Annotated in this window: 11 protein-coding genes; 7 read left to right on the top strand and 4 right to left on the bottom strand. The window is 66.7% G+C overall.

Annotated elements, in window-relative coordinates:
* Window positions 1-193: 193 nt before the first annotated feature.
* From AB4Y75_RS14385 to AB4Y75_RS14370, 4 genes are all read left to right on the top strand, one after another.
* Window positions 194-1,501 carry an MFS transporter gene (locus AB4Y75_RS14385; RefSeq protein ID WP_441436560.1) on the top strand — a complete coding sequence of 436 codons (1,308 nt, stop codon included), beginning with the start codon at window positions 194-196 and terminating at the stop codon, window positions 1,499-1,501.
* 46 nt (window positions 1,502-1,547) lie between these two features.
* Window positions 1,548-2,144, top strand: coding sequence for a dephospho-CoA kinase (coaE, locus tag AB4Y75_RS14380; protein ID WP_441436559.1), 597 nt, complete (start codon window positions 1,548-1,550; stop codon window positions 2,142-2,144).
* 20 nt (window positions 2,145-2,164) lie between these two features.
* Complete coding sequence (uvrB, locus tag AB4Y75_RS14375; protein WP_441436558.1) at window positions 2,165-4,261, top strand: excinuclease ABC subunit UvrB; 2,097 nt, start codon at window positions 2,165-2,167, stop codon at window positions 4,259-4,261.
* 191 nt (window positions 4,262-4,452) lie between these two features.
* Window positions 4,453-5,550, top strand: a complete 1,098-nt coding sequence (locus AB4Y75_RS14370; protein ID WP_441436557.1) for a TerC family protein — start codon at window positions 4,453-4,455, stop codon at window positions 5,548-5,550.
* 97 nt (window positions 5,551-5,647) lie between these two features.
* On the opposite strand, the gene AB4Y75_RS14365 is transcribed toward AB4Y75_RS14370, so the two are convergent.
* The 3 genes from AB4Y75_RS14365 to AB4Y75_RS14355 are packed head-to-tail and all read right to left on the bottom strand — an operon-like array spanning window position 5,648 to window position 9,979.
* Window positions 5,648-6,973 (bottom strand): alpha/beta fold hydrolase, encoded by a 1,326-nt coding sequence (locus tag AB4Y75_RS14365; protein WP_441436556.1) that lies wholly within the window; start codon window positions 6,971-6,973, stop codon window positions 5,648-5,650.
* Window positions 6,970-7,473: a GNAT family N-acetyltransferase gene (locus tag AB4Y75_RS14360; protein WP_441436555.1), complete on the bottom strand. Its 504-nt coding sequence runs from the start codon at window positions 7,471-7,473 to the stop codon at window positions 6,970-6,972. The genes AB4Y75_RS14365 and AB4Y75_RS14360 overlap by 4 nt, the downstream gene beginning before the upstream one ends.
* Before the next feature lie 31 nt (window positions 7,474-7,504).
* The gene (locus AB4Y75_RS14355) at window positions 7,505-9,979 is read right to left on the bottom strand and encodes a DEAD/DEAH box helicase (protein ID WP_441436554.1); all 2,475 of its coding nucleotides are present in this window, start codon (window positions 9,977-9,979) and stop codon (window positions 7,505-7,507) included.
* Window positions 9,980-10,102: 123 nt separating this feature from the next.
* On the opposite strand from AB4Y75_RS14355, the gene AB4Y75_RS14350 reads away from it, so the two are divergent.
* Together AB4Y75_RS14350 and AB4Y75_RS14345 are read left to right on the top strand one after the other, a co-directional pair.
* Window positions 10,103-10,912 carry a trans-aconitate 2-methyltransferase gene (locus AB4Y75_RS14350; RefSeq protein WP_441436553.1) on the top strand — a complete coding sequence of 270 codons (810 nt, stop codon included), beginning with the start codon at window positions 10,103-10,105 and terminating at the stop codon, window positions 10,910-10,912.
* Window positions 10,909-11,283, top strand: coding sequence for a GntR family transcriptional regulator (locus AB4Y75_RS14345; protein ID WP_441436552.1), 375 nt, complete (start codon window positions 10,909-10,911; stop codon window positions 11,281-11,283). Before AB4Y75_RS14350 ends, AB4Y75_RS14345 begins: the two co-directional genes overlap by 4 nt.
* Window positions 11,284-11,286: 3 nt before the next feature.
* On the opposite strand, the gene AB4Y75_RS14340 is transcribed toward AB4Y75_RS14345, so the two are convergent.
* A complete protein-coding gene (locus AB4Y75_RS14340) occupies window positions 11,287-12,933 on the bottom strand; it encodes a beta-N-acetylhexosaminidase (RefSeq protein ID WP_441436551.1) in 1,647 nt (548 codons plus the stop codon).
* 157 nt (window positions 12,934-13,090) lie between these two features.
* Between AB4Y75_RS14340 and uvrA the strand changes: the two genes are divergently transcribed.
* Entirely contained in the window at window positions 13,091-15,988 is a 2,898-nt protein-coding gene (gene uvrA / locus AB4Y75_RS14335; RefSeq protein ID WP_441436652.1) for an excinuclease ABC subunit UvrA, read from the top strand.
* The last annotated feature ends 37 nt before the right edge of the window (window positions 15,989-16,025 follow it).

Raw genomic sequence — 16,025 nt, 5'->3', positions numbered from 1 at the left:
AGTGATTGACGCCACACTGTCACTTCGGTAATCTTGAATTGGTCCAGTGGCCAATCCAATGGTCATTTACGGCGAAGGCTTGAAGCCCGCCGCCCCTTACGCCAGACCTGGCGATCCTCCCGCGATTCTCCGACTTCCCGGAGACGACGCGGTTCTCGATACGCCATAGTGATCAGTAGGAATGAGGCTGTACATGACGACTATTTCCACCCCCGGAAGGCGCCGTGGGTATACGACCGACCGGCACCGGATGCCGGTGCGGACCATCATCGCTGCCAGCGTCGGCAACGCGGTGGAATGGTTCGACTGGACGGTCTACGCGACGTTCGCGGTCTTCTTCGCCGGGCAGATCTTTCCCGGAGATGCGACCGGAGCCCTCCTGGCAACCTTCCTGACCTACGCACTGGCCTTCTTCTTCCGCCCCCTCGGCGGCATCCTGATCGGACGTCTGGCAGATATCCGGGGGCGCAAGGCGGGCATGCTCTTGACCATCACGCTCATGGCGGGCGGCTCATTGTTGATCGCAATTCTTCCGACGTTCAGTGCCGTCGGCTGGCTGGCTCCGGCCCTACTGTTCATTGCCCGTGTGGCACAGGGTATCTCCCTGGGTGGGGAAGTCTCCAACGCTTCCTCCTACCTTGGGGAGATCGCGCCGCCGGAACGCCGGGGACGTTACTCGGCGTTCTTCTACATGTCCACGGGCTTCACCGTCCTTCTCGCCTCGTTGCTCGGAGCTCTCATGACCTCACTGCTGGGCCCTGAGGATCTTGCCGGCTGGGGCTGGCGTATCCCGTTCTTCATCGGTGCTCTGCTCGGTCTGGTCGGCCTGTGGCTGCGTCGAGACATGACGGAGTCGGACAAGTTCGAAGAGTCCAAGGAGAAGGCGCAGAGCGTCAGGCGCCCGCTCTGGACCACGCTGACCAAACATCCGAGGTCGGTCCTCATCCTGGTGGCTTTGACCATGGTGGGCACCCTGACCTACTACACGAACTTCTCTGCGCTGGCGCCGTACGCGATCACCTTCAAGGGTGCCCAGAAGTCCCAGGTCTTCTGGGCACTCTCCCTGGCGACCGCCATCTTCGTGGCGCTCCAGTACCCGTTGGGTGCCCTGTCCGACCGGATCGGACGGAAGCCGTTGCTCATCACGATGACGGCCGGCACCGCGCTGCTCATCGTTCCGCTGTCGGGACTGGTGGGACCGGGGTTTGGGAACATGTTCGCGGTTTACATGGTGGGCCTGGGGCTGTACGCCATGCACGCCGCACTCAACCCGGCCTTCGCTTCCGAGTTGTTCCCCACGCACCTGCGGGCTACGGGGATCGGTTCCTGGTACAACCTCACCGTCGCCACGTTCGGTGGGACGGCCACCCTGGTGGTGACGTGGCTCGGAGGTATGGGGATCGGGCACGTCTTCTTCTGGTACGTGTCCGTCGCAGCCGCGCTGGCCTTCCTGGTGGTGCTGTTCGTGATGCCCGAGACCAAGGGAAAGATCCTCGAATGAGTCCAGAGAACGGCACTCACTCGCGTTCAGCGGTTAATGTGGTGCTGTGCTGAGAATCGGATTGACCGGCGGTATCGCCTCGGGGAAGTCGGTGGTGACGGCGCGGCTCGCCGAACTGGGAGCCGTGGTGGTCGACGCCGATGCGCTGGCACGGGAGGTCGTGGAACCGGGAACGCCCGGGCTGGCCGCGATCCGTGAAGCATTCGGCGAGGGCGTGATCCGGGCGGACGGTTCCCTGGACCGGCCGGCACTCGGGGCGCTCGTGTTCGCCGACGACGGACGGCGCCGGACGCTGAATGCCATCGTCCACCCCCTGGTCCGGAGCGCTGCGGCGGCGATCGTGGCCGCGGCGCCGCAGGCCGCCGTCGTCGTGCAGGACATCCCGCTCCTGGTGGAGACCGGACAGCAGGGCGACTTCGATCTGGTCGTGGTGGTCGACGCCCCGGATGATGTCCGCGTGGCGCGCATGCTCGAACACCGGGGCATGACCGAGGAGGAAGCTCGGGCCCGCATCGCCGCCCAGGCGAGCCGGGACGAACGCAACGCCGCCGCCGACGTGATTCTGGAGAACACCGGAACCCTTGATCAGCTCCTGGAACAGGTCGATGCGCTGTGGGAGAACGTGGCCCGTAAAGTGTCCTAGCCGAGTAGTACATTTGTTCTATGAGCCTCGCCCAGGAGATCAACCGTGTCGTGGCGCCTTTCGAGGTCGTCTCCGAATACCAGCCCGCCGGGGATCAGCCCACCGCCATCGCGGAGCTGACCGAACGCATCACCAATGGTGAGAAGGACATCGTGCTGCTCGGCGCCACCGGCACCGGCAAGGGCGCGACCACGGCCTGGCTGATCGAGCAGGTCCAGCGTCCCACGCTCGTCCTGGTGCAGAACAAGACGCTCGCCGCCCAGCTCGCCAACGAGTTCCGTGAGCTGCTGCCCAACAACGCGGTCGAGTACTTCGTCTCCTACTACGACTACTACCAGCCGGAAGCGTACGTTCCCCAGACGGACACCTTCATCGAGAAGGACTCCTCCATCAATGAAGAGGTGGAGCGACTGCGGCACTCCGCCACGAACGCCCTGCTGACGCGGCGCGATGTGGTGGTGGTGGCCACCGTGTCCTGCATCTACGGTCTCGGCACCCCCGAGGAGTACATCGCCGGCATGGTCACCCTGCGCAAGGGGATGGAGATCAACCGGGACGATCTGCTCCGGCGTTTCGTCGCGATGCAGTACGCCCGCAATGACATCGACTTCCATCGCGGCACGTTCCGGGTGCGCGGTGACACCGTGGAGATCATCCCCATGTACGAGGAGCTCGCGCTGCGGATCGAGTTCTTCGGGGACGAGGTGGAGAACATCTACACCCTCCACCCCGTGACGGGCGAGATCGTCCGGGAGGAGAACGAGATGTACGTCTTCCCGGCGTCGCACTATGTGGCCGGCCCGGAGCGGATGTCCCGCGCCATCAAGACCATCGAGGACGAGCTCGCCTCCCGGCTGTCCACCTTCGAAGCGCAGAACAAGCTCGTGGAGGCGCAGCGTCTGCGCATGCGCACCACCTACGACCTCGAGATGATGCAGCAGATGGGCTTCTGCAACGGCATCGAGAACTACTCCCGTCACATCGACGGACGTGAAGCCGGGTCCGCCCCGCACTGCCTCTTGGACTACTTCCCGGACGATTTCCTGCTCGTGATCGACGAATCGCACGTCACGGTGCCGCAGATCGGCGCCATGTACGAAGGCGACGCCAGCCGCAAGCGGACCCTGGTGGAGCACGGCTTCCGCCTGCCGTCCGCCATGGACAACCGGCCCTTGAAGTGGGACGAGTTCCTTGAGCGCGTCGGTCAGACCGTGTACCTCTCCGCGACGCCCGGCAAGTACGAGCTCGGCAAATCGGACGGCGTGGTGCAGCAGATCATCCGTCCTACCGGTCTGGTGGACCCGGAGATCGTGGTCAAGCCCACCAAGGGCCAGATCGACGATCTCCTGGGTGAGATCCGGACCCGCGTGGAGAAGGACGAACGCGTCCTGGTGACCACGCTGACCAAGCGCATGGCCGAGGATCTGACGGAATACCTGCTCAGCCACGGGGTGAAGGTCCAGTACCTTCACTCGGATGTGGACACCCTACGGCGCGTGGAACTGCTGCGTGAACTGCGCCTGGGCGTCTTCGATGTGCTCGTGGGCATCAACCTGCTCCGCGAGGGCCTGGACCTTCCGGAGGTGTCGCTCGTCGCGATCCTGGATGCGGACAAGGAAGGCTTCCTGCGGTCGTCCACCTCGCTGATCCAGACCATCGGGCGCGCCGCGCGTAACGTGTCGGGTCAGGTGCACATGTACGCGGACCGCATCACGGACTCCATGGCGCTGGCCATCGAGGAGACCAACCGCCGCCGCGAGATCCAGGTGGCGTACAACAAGGAACACGGGGTGGACCCGCAGCCGCTCCGGAAGAAGATCGCGGACATCACGGATCAGCTGGCCCGGGAGGACGCGGACACTCAGGAGCTCCTGGCGGGCGCCAAGCGCAACACCAAGGGCTCCAAGGCCGCCGCGGAGAAGGGCAGTGCCACGATCCGCCGGGATGGCCTCGCGGCCGCTCCGGCCACGGAGTTGGTGGGCCTGATCGAGCAGATGACCGAGCAGATGCACGCTGCGGCCGCCGAGCTGCAGTTCGAGCTGGCAGCCCGGCTCCGCGATGAGGTGGGCGATCTGAAGAAGGAGTTGCGCCAGATGCAGTCGGCGGGCCACGCCTGAGCCGTGGTGTGTGACGGACGGACGCAGGTGGACTTCGCGGTGGGATAGAATGGTCACCGAGTAGGGGAGTATCCCGTGTGCTCAGTCCGTCAACACGTGAGGCAATGGCGCTTCGCCGGGCTGGGCAGATCCTGTGCGACAGGATCGGAGAGACTTATGGCAATGTCCCATACCCTCTGAAAGGTCTCCCCGTGCCTGAACTTCCCCTCTGGTTTGAGGTCGGATCCTTTGTGGTCCTCGGCGTCGTGCTTCTCGTCGATCTCCTGATGGTCCTCAAGCGTCCCCACGAACCCTCCATGAAGGAAGCCGGCCTCTGGGTCGGTTTCTACGTGGCTCTGGCGCTCGTGTTCGCCGGCCTGATGTTCGCCTTCACCGGCCCCGAGTACGGCAGCCAGTTCGTGGCCGGCTGGGTCACCGAATACAGCCTGAGCATCGACAACCTGTTCGTCTTCATCATCATCATGGCGCGCTTCTCGGTGCCCCGGAAGTACCAGCAGGAAGCCCTCATGGTGGGCATCATCATCGCGCTGATCCTGCGCGGCATCTTCATTCTCCTGGGTGCCGTCATCATCGAGCAGTTCTCCTGGGTCTTCTACATCTTCGGCGCCTTCCTCCTCTGGACCGCCTACAACCAGGCCAAGGACGACAGCGAGGATGACGAGGACGGCGGCGACAACCGCCTGGTCCGCTGGTTCTCCAAGGTCCTCCCCATGCACAACGAGTTCAACGGCGGCAAGGCCACCGTGAAGATCAACGGCAAGCGGCTCTTCACCCCGATGCTCCTGGTCTTCCTGACCCTCGGCATGACGGACCTGATCTTCGCCCTGGACTCCATCCCCGCGATCTTCGGCCTCACCAAGAGCCCGTTCATCGTCTTCACGGCCAACATCTTCGCCCTCATGGGTCTGCGGCAGCTGTACTTCCTGCTGGGCGGACTCATGGAACGGCTCATCTACCTCAAGCACGCTCTCTCGATCATCCTGGCCTTCATCGGTTTCAAGCTGATCTTCCACGCCATGCACGAGAACGAACTGCCGTTCATCAACGGCGGCCAGCACATCGAGTGGGCCCCGGACATCCCCACGTCCTTCTCGCTGATCTTCATCCTCGGCACCATCATCCTGGCCGTGGTCGCCAGCCTGGCGGTCTCCAAGAAGAGGGACGGCCGGGAAGAGACGCAGCACCAGATCAGCCGGACGGCGGAGCGGGTGGCTCATCAGGAGGAAGTGGCCGCCCGTCGCGAAGCCGAGGCGGCGGCTGAGGCAGGAAAGACTCCCGAGCAGCGCTGACGTCAGCCCGGGTTTCCGGGAACGCCTCTGAACGACGACGCCGGGCGCCAGCTGACAGCTGCCGCCCGGCGTCGTTCGTCTGGGGAGGAGGCTCGCGTCAGGCCGCCGGGCCGTCCCCGCTCCGCGCCATGGCGAGCAGGCGGCGGAAGATGGCCTCGCCGTCGTCGGCGATCCCGTCATGGTGGAAGTCAGGGGTGACCCAGCTCTTCAGGCCGCGGACGGAGGACGCGGTCTCCAGGGAGAGCTCACGGTCCACGAAGACGTCATCGGCATACACCGCAGCCGCGACGGGCACCGTGTTGGTGGTCAGGACGTCCCGGTCGAAGACCCGGGGCCAGTCCTGCTTGGCGGCGATCAGCTCCGCCACCTCCTTCAGGGGCCGCAGCGACGGATCCTGGTCGAACAGCCAGGGCTGGATCATCTCGCCCGTGAGCAGGACGTCCTCGGCGTCGGGGGAGAACTGCGGGAACTCCTGGAGCACCCGCCAGGACGACCAGTCGGTGGCCGCCTCCTGGGCGTAGATCGACTCGTGGATCGCGGCATACAGAGGATTCGCCGCGAAGTCCAGGTAGGCGGGCAGCTGCGCGAGGAACCAATCGGACAGACGCTCACCCTCGGGAGTCTGGATGAACGCCTTCTCCAGGAGATAGTGCAGCGAGTCGACCCGCGTGTTGCCACCCAGGTACATGCCGAGCATCTGGAAGCGCTCCACGGTCAGCCGCTCGCCGCGTGGCAGGAACTCCGGCACTTCGCGGAGGTGCGCCGCGATCCGGTTCACCAGGACCCGGTCCTCCGGGTACCAGGCGAAGTACTCGCGGTTGCGGGCTTCCATCCGGGAGTAGGTCGCGCGGTAGACGCGGTCCGGGGAGCCGTGCAGGGGAGCGAGCCCTCCGGTGATCAGGACCTCGCGGAGGGCCGCCGGCGCCAGCGAGAGGTAGGCCAGAGAGCACCAGCCGCCGAAGCTCTGCCCGAAGATGCTCCACCGGTCGATGCCGAGGGCGGTGCGGATCGCCTCGGCGTCCGCCACGATCGAGTCGTGCCGGAAATGGCTGAGATACTCGGCCTGGGCTGCCGCGTCACCACGGGCGGCGAGTGTCTTCGCCTCCACCGGGGATGAGAGCCCCGTGCCGCGCTGATCCAGCATCAGGACCCGGAAGTGCTCGGTGGCGGCCTTGGCCCAACCGCTCAAGGATGTCCAGCGGTTGCCGGGGAAACCGGGCCCGCCCTGAAAGAACAGCAGCCAGGGAAGTTCGTTCCGCTGCTCGTCGCTCAGGCCTGCCGGGCCGTACTCCCGGGCGAAGACCTCCAGGGTCTCGCCCTCCGGCTCGGCCGGGCGCAGCGGCACGGTGAAGACGTGGTCCGCAGTGCGGAGACCGCGGAATTCGTGGACCTGGCCGGCCCGGTGAGTGACGGCGTCGCTCACGCGGTCACCGCCGAGGCGTCCTCACCGGTCCCGACGGCCTGCAAGGCGTCGCCCGTGAGACGGAACGTGGACCAGCCGTCCATGGGGACGGCGCCCAGGGAGCGGTAGAAACGGATGGACGGTTCGTTCCAGTCCAGGACGCTCCACTCCACGCGGGCGTAACCGCGTTCCACCGCCAGCGCTGCCAGATGGGCCAGGAGGGCTTTGCCGTGGCCTTCGCCCCGGGCCTCCGGCTTCACGTACAAGTCTTCGAGGTAGATCCCGTGGACGCCCTCCCAGGTGGAGTAGTTCAGGAACCAGAGGGCGAATCCACGGGTCCGCCCGAGGTCATCCTCCGCGACGGCGGCGTAGATGGCCGGGTGGCCGTCGAAGAGGTGCTTCTCCAGCTCCTCCGGGGTGTTCCGGACGGCGTCCGGCTCCTTCTCATACACGGCCAGGTCCACGATCATCTGGTGGATCGCCGGGACGTCTGCGCGGGTGGCTTCTCTGATGCGGCTCATGGATTTCAGCTTAGCCGGGGAGCCGGGCCAATCAGAGTCGATTGACGTCCAGGACCTTGATCACGGCGCTGCCCGCCTCGTCGGACGCCGCGAGATCGACCTCGGCCGAGATGCCCCAGTCGTGGTTCCCCGCCGGATCCGCGAAGATCTGCCGGACCTCCCAGCGCCCCGGGTGCTCCGTGATGAGGAGCAGCTGAGGGCCGCGGGCGTCTGCTCCCGTGCTGATGTCCTCGTGCTCTTCGAAGTAGTCGTCCAGGACGTCCTCCCAGCGGTCCGAGTGCCAGCCGGACTCGCCGTCGAGCTCCGCCAGGGCCCGGGAGTCCTCGTCGGCGAACAGTTCGACCCTGCGGAACATCTCGTTGCGGACCATGACCCGGAACGCCCGGACGTTGTCGGTCAGACGGGGCGGGGCGGGAGGGAGCAGGGGATCCTCCGCGTGATCATGCGGGTTGCTCAGCTCCTCCCATTCGTCCAGGAGGCTCGAGTCGACCTGACGCACCAGCTCGCCGAGCCAGGCGATCAGGTCCTCGAGATCCTCACGCAGCGCATCTGCCGGGACGGTCTGGCGCAGGGCCTTGATGGCATCGCTGAGGTACCGCAGGACGATGCCCTCGCTGCGGGCCAGCCCGTAGAACTGGACGAATTCGCCGAAGCTCATGGCGCGTTCGTACATGTCCCGGACCACGGACTTGGGCGTGAGTTCGAAGTCGCCCACCCAGGGGGCCGCCCGGCGGTACGTGTCGAAGGCTTCGAGCAGCAGCTCGGCCAGCGGCTGAGGATAGCTCACGTCCTCGAGGGCCTTCATACGCTGGTCGTACTCCACCCCTTCCGCCTTCATCGCGGCGACGGCATCCGTCTTGGCCTTCTTGAGCTGAGCGGCGAGGATCTGGCGTGGCTTGTCCAGCGTGGATTCGATCGCCGAGACCACGTCCAGCGCATAAGACGGCGACTCGGGGTCGAGGAGATCCAGTGCCGCGAGAGCGAAGGGGGAGAGCGGCTGGTTGAGGGCGAAGTTGTCCTGGAGGTGCACGGTGAGGCGGACGGTCCGTCCATCGGGCCCGCGCTCGGCTTCGGGAATGCGCTCCACCACATCCGCGGCGAGCAGTTCGCGGTAGATGCCCAGGGACTTCCGCATCAGCTCCAGCTGGCGGCCACGCGGCTCGTGGTTCGACTCCAGCAGGTGCCGGGTGGCCGCGAACGGATCCCCGGGCCGTTCCAGCAGGTTCAGCAGCATGGCGTGGGTGATGGTGAAGCTGGACGTGAGCGGCTCGGGAACCGACCCCACCAGCCGTTGGAAGGTCGGCTCACCCCAGGAGACGAAGCCCTCAGGCGGCTTCTTCTTGACCACCTGACGCAGCTTCTTCTGGTCATCGCCGAACTTCGCCACGGCCTTGGCCATCGCCTTGGCGTTCTCGATCGTGTGCTCGGGAGCCTGGACCACCACCGTCCCGGCGGTGTCGAAGCCCGCGCGGCCGGCGCGGCCGGCGATCTGCTGGAACTCGCGAGCGTTGAGCAGCCGGGTGCGCACGCCGTCGAACTTGCTGAGGGCTGTGAGCACCACGGTGCGGATGGGGACATTGATCCCGACGCCGAGCGTGTCCGTCCCGCAGATGACCTTGAGCAGGCCCGCCTGAGCGAGCTGCTCCACCAGGCGCCGGTACTTCGGCAGCATGCCCGCATGGTGCACACCGATGCCGTGCCGGACCAGCCGGTTCAAGGTCTTGCCGAAGCCCGCGGAGAAGCGGAAGCCGGCGATGAGCTCGGCGATCCTGTCCTTCTCCTCACGGGAGCACATGTTGACGCTCATGAGGCTCTGCGCGCGCTCGATGGCCTCCAACTGGCTGAAATGCACCACGTAGACGGGGACCTGCCGGGTCTCCAGCAGCTCCTCCAGTGTCTCCGCCATGGGCTTCATGCCGTAGTAGAAGTGCAGGGGGATGGGCCGCTCCGCCGAGCTCACCGTCACGGACGGCCGTCCGGTGAGCTCCGTCAGACCCTTTTCGAACCGGGTGACGTCGCCGAGGGTGGCGGACATGAGCAGGAACTGCGCCTGGGGAAGTTCAAGGAGCGGCACCTGCCAGGCCCAGCCGCGCTGGGGGTCCGAGTAGAAGTGGAACTCGTCCATGATGACCGAGCCCACGACCGCTTCCCGCCCCTCCCGGAGCGCGATGTTGGCCAGGATCTCCGCGGTGCAGCAGATGATGGGGGCGTCACCGTTCACCGAGGAATCGCCGGTGACCATCCCGACGTTCTCAGCGCCGAAGATGTCGCAGAGGGCGAAGAACTTCTCCGAGACCAGGGCCTTGATCGGCGCTGTGTAGTAGCTCCGCTCCCCGCGGGCCATCGCGTAGAAGTGCGCGGCGATGGCCACCATCGACTTCCCTGACCCCGTGGGTGTGGCGAGGATGACGTTCGCGCCGCCCGCCAGCTCCATGGCGGCCTCGTCCTGCGCAGGGTAGAGCTCCAGTCCACGGGACTCGACCCATTCGACGAAGGCGGTGTACACACCGTTTGTGGCGGGTGTTCGCCCGCWACACCCGCAACAACTGAGCACACAACGGGTGGGGTAGTCTCGGCCCTGAGAGTTGGCTCACGCCTGCCCGGCGTGCTCTGCACCGAAGGAGAAGCGATGCCCCCGACCGTGGAGTGGGACCCCGCTGCGTACGTGAAGTTCGGTGACTACCGGGACCGGCCCTTCTTCGACCTCACGCAGAGGATCCATGCGGAGTCCCCTCGACTGGTGGTGGACCTGGGATGTGGTCCCGGCTCCCTGACCGCCACCCTCGCGGAGCGCTGGCCGGACGCACAGGTGGTGGGGGTCGATTCCTCGGCCGCCATGCTTGAGCAGGCCGCGGTCCATGCCGATCGTCTCCCGAACCTCCGTTTCGAGCTCGGCGACATCGCGTCGTGGATGCCCGGCGAGGCCGACGTCGTGGTGTCCAATGCGGCGCTGCAATGGGTCCCGGGCCACGAGAAGATGCTTCCGGTGTGGCTGGACGCCATGGCGGAGGGTTCATGGTTCGCTTTCCAGGTCCCGGGCAATTTCGGTGCGCCGTCCCATGTGCTCATGCGTGAACTCGCGGAATCCCCGGCCTGGGCCGTGAAGCTCGCCGGCGTGCTGCGGCACCGGGACGCGGTGCTGGAGCCGGCCGACTATCTGCGGATCGCGCTCGACGCCGGCTGGCAGGCCGATGCCTGGGAGACCAGTTACCAGCAGCTGCTCCAGGGGGCGGACCCGGTCCTGGAATGGGTGCGCGGCACCGGGCTGCGGCCGGTCCTCGGGGCACTCGACGCGGCGGATGCCAAGGCCTTCGAAGCGGACTACGCGGCCATGCTCCGGGAAGCGTATCCGGCCACCCCGCACGGTACCGTCTTCCCCTTCCGCCGGCTGTTCACGGTCGCCCGCAAGGGCCCCTCCGGAACGGTGCCGGGCGCATGACGGCCTTCCCTGGCGAGTGGCGCCCCCGGACGGACAGTTCCGTCCCGCTGTTCGAACAGCTCCGGCTCAGGATCGTCCATCTGGTCGACGACGGTGGCCTGCCATCGGGCCAGCGGCTGCCCGCCGTGCGCGCGCTGGCCACCGAGCTCGATGTCGCGCCACACACGGTGGCGCGGGCGTACAAGGAGCTGGAGGCCGCCGCGATCGTGGAGACCCGTGGCCGGAACGGCACCGTGATCCTGCCGCGGGACGACCGCAGGAAGAGCCTGAGTGAGGCCGCCTCGGCCTACGCCGCAGCGGCCCGCGCAGGCGGCGTCAGCCTCGCTGAAGCGGTCCGGCTGCTGACGGCCGCCTACCGCGACCAGGGCTGAGCCTCACTCGGAGGAGGAGTGGGCCGCGCGGAACAGCGCCACGTCGGGCCGGGACCTCCAGGGTTCCGGGCCTTCCAGGGGCCGGAACCCGACCCCTGCGGCCTTCAGCCGGGCCAGGTGCCCCGGGACCTCGGGGTCCCCGGTGAGCCGGGCGAGGAAGTCCGCGAAATCCGGCTTCCGGGTGGACCAGGCCACCTCGGCGAAGGCGCACAGGCGGGGAAAGGCATGGAAATCCCTGAGCCGCTGGTCCACCAGGTATTCGGTCCAGAGCTGTGCCTGGACACCGGCCACCTGGCCGCCGTGTTCCCGTTCAAGCGCCGCGATCCGTTCGGGGACCGGGTCGAAACCGTGGACCTTTTCCAACGGCAGCACCGGCCAGAACGGGCTCGGTTCGTCGGGGTGGTCGCTCTCGCGGTAATCCAGATACGTGAACTCATGCTGTGAGATCACGGTGCGGTGTCCCTGTTCCAGGCTGAGTTCCACGGTGTCCACGCCCAGCCATGCGTTGACGATCGCGCTCTGCGGGAGGGCCTCCCCGATGGCCTCGTGCCAGACGCCGGTCTGGCGGCCATGGCCGGCCAGATGCTCGGTGAGCCGTCCGAGGAACCAGCCGTGCAGTGACGCCACGGAAGCCAGCCCGAGGTCCTGAGCACGGGCCATGATCTCCGGTGACCGTTCCCAGCGCGTGTACGGCACCTCGTCGCCACCCAGGTGGATGGTCGGAGAGGGGAAGACGGCGACGAGTTCGTCCAGCACGGTCCGGTAGAAGTCCAGGGTCCGCTCGGACGGGTCGAGGATGCAGTCGCTGACACCCCAGCGCGTGCTGACCTCGACGTCGGGGGAATCGACGCCGAGGAAGGGGTAGGCGGCGATCGCGGCCACGCTGTGCCCGGGCAGGTCGATCTCCGGGATGATCGTGATCCCGCGTTCCGCGGCGTACGCGACGGCCTCGCGCAGCTGGCCCTGTGTGTAGAACCCGCCGTGCGGGTGGCCCGCCATGAGGGCGTTCTCCAGCCGGGGTGTGTCGAAGGCGACTGGGGTGTCCCGCCGCCAGGAGGCCACCTCGGCGAGCCGGGGGAAGGCCTTGACTTCGAAGCGCCAGCCCTGGTCGTCGCTGAGGTGGAGGTGGAGGACATTGAGCTTGTGAGCGGCGAGCAGGTCGATGAACCGCAGCAGCTCGTTCAACGGCATGAAATGGCGCGCGACGTCCAGCAGCACGCCACGGTGCGAGAACCGCGGTGTGTCCTCCACCCGGAGACGGGGGAGCGCGGGCACCGTCTGCCCGTTCGCACGGCGGCGCGCCGACCCCTGAGGGGCGAACGACTCCGGGCCGCTGAGCTGACGGAGCGTCTGCCAGGCATGGCGCACGCCGTCCAGATCCGCGGCGGACACGCGGATCTTCTCGTCGATCTCCAGCCGGTACGCGCCTGGTGTCAGGGACGGATCGTGATCCACCTGCAACAGAGCATCCTCCGCGGCGGTGTCGCGAAGCCTCACGCCCAGCCAGTCCTCCGCCTGATGCCGCAGCAGCGCCCAGCCCGGATCCTCGGACGCGAGATCCGTGGCGAAGGCCAGCCGGGACGGGACGGGCAGATGCCCGGACAGGAGTTCCAGGGACTCCGGAGCTGGGACCAGCGGGGGAATGCGCATGGAGAACCTCTTCGCTACTAGGGGGTCTGTCTGCAGTCCAGCCTGCCACACCGGGCCGACATGGAAATTCGAACAGGTTTTCGATTAGCATGGCTAGGTGCCTCATATCAGCGGTGAACAAGTCCTGTCTCCTGATCAGCTCAACCACAGCAATGGCGTGGCCCGCCTGAACGGCGCCGGCTCGCCTGGTCATGCCCCGTCGTCGCGCCTGGTGGTGAAGGGCGCCCGCGAGCACAATCTGCGCAATGTGGACCTGGACCTGCCCCGGGACGCCATGATCGTCTTCACCGGGCTCTCGGGCTCCGGGAAGTCGTCCCTCGCGTTCGACACCATCTTCGCCGAGGGGCAGCGCCGCTACGTCGAGTCCCTCTCCGCCTACGCCCGCCAGTTCCTGGGGCAGGTGGACAAGCCGGACGTCGACTTCATCGAAGGCCTGTCCCCAGCCGTCTCGATCGATCAGAAGTCCACCAGCAAGAATCCCCGTTCCACCGTGGGCACCATCACCGAGATCTACGACTACATGCGCCTGCTCTGGGCTCGCGTGGGACGTCCGCACTGCCCGATCTGCGGTGAGGAGGTGACCCGCCAGACGCCTCAGCAGATCGTGGATCAGCTGCTGGAGCTTCCGGAGGGCACGCGCTTCCAGGTGCTCGCTCCCGTGGTGCGCGGCCGCAAGGGCGAGTTCGTGGACCTCTTCAAGGAGCTCGGCGCCAAGGGCTTCGCCCGGGCCCGGGTCGACGGTGAGCAGGTCCAGCTCACGGATCCGCCCAAGCTGGGCAAGCAGTACAAGCACACCATCGAGGTGGTCGTGGACCGTCTGGTGGTCAAGGAGGGCATGCGTCAGCGCCTCACTGATTCGGTGGAGACCGCGCTGGGTCTGGCCGAGGGCCGCGTGCTCGCCGACTTCGTGGACCTCGACGCCGACGATCCCGGCCGGGTGCGCGCGTTCTCCGAGAACCTGGCGTGCCCCAACGAGCACCCGCTCGCGATCGACGAGATCGAGCCGCGGTCCTTCTCGTTCAACAACCCGTTCGGCGCGTGCCCCGAATGCACCGGCATCGGGACCAAGCTGGAGGTGGACGAGGAGCTCGTGGTGCCCAACCCCGAGCTGAGCCTGAACGAGGGCGCCATCGCTCCGTGGTCCCTGGGCACCGCCACGCAGGAATACTGGAATCATCTGCTCTCCGGCCTGGCCGACGAGCTGGGGTTCTCCATGGACACGCCGTGGGAGAAGCTCGGCAAGACCGTCCGCGAGACCGTGCTGCACGGCAAGGACCACAAGGTGGTGGTCCAGTACCGCAACCGCTTCGGCCGGGAGCGGAAGTACAGCACCGGGTTCGAAGGTGTGGTCCAGTACGTCCACCGCAAGCACGGGGAGACGGAATCGGACTTCGCCCGTGACCGCTACGAAGAGTACATGCGGCAGATCCCGTGCCCGGCGTGCAACGGCGCACGGCTCAACCCGGCCTCCCTCTCGGTGCTGATCAACGGCAAGTCGATCGCCGCCGTGTGCGCCATGCCCATGCGGGACTGTGTCGAGTTCCTGGGCAGCCTGGAACTGTCTCCGCGTGAGGCCCAGATCGCGGCCCAGGTGCTCAAGGAGATCCACGCCCGCCTGACGTTCCTGCTGGACGTCGGCCTGGACTATCTCAACCTGGAGCGCCCGTCAGGCACTCTTTCCGGCGGCGAGGCCCAGCGCATCCGGCTGGCGACCCAGATCGGTTCGGGGCTGGTGGGCGTGCTGTACGTCCTGGACGAACCGTCCATCGGCCTGCACCAGCGGGACAACCGCCGCCTGATCGAGACCCTGACCCGTCTGCGCGGACTCGGGAACACGCTGATCGTCGTCGAGCACGATGAGGACACCATCCGCGAGGCGGACTGGATCGTGGACATCGGCCCGGGCGCCGGTGAGCACGGTGGCAAGGTCGTCCACTCGGGCACCTACCAGGAGCTCCTGGCCAACACGGATTCACTCACGGGCGACTATCTGTCCGGCCGCAAGGGGATCGAGATCCCGGCCAAGCGCCGCCCCTATGACCGCAAGCGTGAGCTCGTGGTGGTGGGCGCGCGGGAGAACAACCTCAACAACGTCACGGCGAAGTTCCCCCTGGGTCTGCTGACCGCCGTGACCGGAGTGAGCGGCTCCGGCAAGTCGACGCTGGTCAACGAGATCCTGTACAAGGTGCTGGCCAACAAGCTCAACGGAGCCCGTCAGGTGGCCGGACGGCACAAGACCGTGGAGGGCCTGGAGCACCTGGACAAGGTGGTCCACGTGGACCAGAGCCCCATCGGGCGCACCCCTCGGTCCAACCCCGCCACCTACACCGGTGTCTTCGACAACATCCGGAAGCTCTTCGCCGAGACCAATGAGGCGAAGGTCCGCGGTTACCTGCCGGGCCGGTTCTCCTTCAACGTCAAGGGCGGGCGCTGCGAGGCCTGCTCCGGTGACGGCACGCTGAAGATCGAGATGAACTTCCTCCCGGACGTCTACGTCCCCTGTGAGGTCTGCCATGGTGCCCGGTACAACCGGGAGACCCTGGAGGTCCACTACAAGGGCAAGACGATCGCGGATGTCCTCAACATGCCGATCGAGGAGGGGGCGGAGTTCTTCTCCGCGTTCACCCCGATCGCCCGGCACCTGAACACCCTGGTGGACGTCGGGCTCGGGTACGTCCGTCTGGGCCAGCCCGCCACCACGCTGTCCGGTGGCGAGGCGCAACGCGTCAAGCTGGCCGCGGAACTGCAGAAGCGGTCCAACGGGCGCAGCATCTACGTGCTCGACGAGCCCACCACGGGTCTGCACTTCGAGGACATCCGGAAACTCCTCCTGGTGCTCCAGGGTTTGGTGGAGAAGGGCAACACCGTCATCACCATCGAACACAATCTGGATGTCATCAAGAGTGCCGACTGGATCGTGGACCTGGGACCCAATGGTGGTTCCGGCGGCGGCCGCATCATCGCCACAGGAACCCCCGAGCAGGTCGCGGCCACGGAAGGGTCGTTCACGGGGGAATTCCTGGCTGAAATCCTCGACGGAAGCCCGGTCAAGTAGTCGCGTGACGGCATACATCGGCCCGAAGCATGCCGTG

Source organism: Arthrobacter sp. RAF14 (genome assembly GCF_052114185.1).
Taxonomy (GTDB): domain Bacteria; phylum Actinomycetota; class Actinomycetes; order Actinomycetales; family Micrococcaceae; genus Arthrobacter_E.
Note: the sequence above shows the minus strand (reverse complement) of the source record. Positions and strands in the feature narration are given on the sequence as shown.